Below are 927 nucleotides of genomic sequence, written 5' to 3' on the forward strand. Positions count from 1 at the left end.
ATATAAGGGTTGATTGGAGCAGAAGTGCGAGACTCCTGCGGGATGCGTGGGAGAGGTGAGACCCCGCAGGTGTTTACACTGAGGAGGCTCACCACCCACCCCGCGGAAAGCGAGTACTGTAGCGGAAATCAACGCCGAACGACAACACTGTAAAAAGGTAACAAAGTTTTGAGACAGCCATTTATTAAAAGAAAGACAGATAAATACACTGTAAAAAAACTTGATGACAATAATTATATTCAAGAATTAAGGAGAAAGCTTCAAGAAGAATTAAATGAGTATTTAGAAGCAACGAGTAATGAAGAAGCGCTAGAAGAACTAGCTGATCTTGTAGAGATTATTCATGCATTATCGTTCATTCACAATGGGAATTTTGAAAAAGTGGAAGCTATTAGACAGAGGAAATTTAAAGAACGTGGTGGGTTTACAGAAAAAATCTACTTAATAGATGTGGATGATTCTGTATAGAATGCTTAATTAAGATATAGATAGTTATGTTATAGAAGTAGAGATTGGTAAGTTTCCGTTTCATGTATTAGGGGGAATAGTTTTTGAAGAAATTTCGTGGGAAGAAAAGATATTTCCGCAATTTATGGAAAGAAGTAGAGATTTTTGATTTGCAACTTGATGAAGAGTCGTGGTTTGATTTTTGGCATATTCATCTCGACTTTTTCGGTGTCGGTAAACATAGCTTAAAAATAAGAAGAGAACATATTAAAGCACATGTAGCTTTGTATAATCATTTATTAAAACAGCTAGAAGCATTTGAGAAGCCATATCAATCTTGGATATGTATTCACGAGGAAGACCCTGGTTCTGATGCTGTATATATTCATACGCCAAACCCAAATGATGATTATTTTCCTCATAGGGTTACCGAAATAAATTGGAATTGTAAAATACCTAATACGTATAGGGATTTAATAG

The 927-nt window shown here is 35.7% G+C and carries 2 protein-coding genes; both read left to right on the top strand.

The window, feature by feature from the left end; all coding sequences use genetic code 11:
* Positions 1–168: 168 nt before the first annotated feature.
* Positions 169–468, top strand: coding sequence for a nucleoside triphosphate pyrophosphohydrolase (locus HU235_RS16255; RefSeq protein ID WP_233452250.1), 300 nt, complete (start codon positions 169–171; stop codon positions 466–468).
* Positions 469–551: 83 nt separating this feature from the next.
* Positions 552–927 (top strand): hypothetical protein (locus HU235_RS16260; RefSeq protein ID WP_174880872.1); only part of this gene is annotated, 376 nt, incomplete at its 3' end.

It is taken from the genome of Metabacillus niabensis (assembly GCF_902829255.1).
Classification (GTDB): domain Bacteria; phylum Bacillota; class Bacilli; order Bacillales; family Bacillaceae; genus Metabacillus; species Metabacillus niabensis.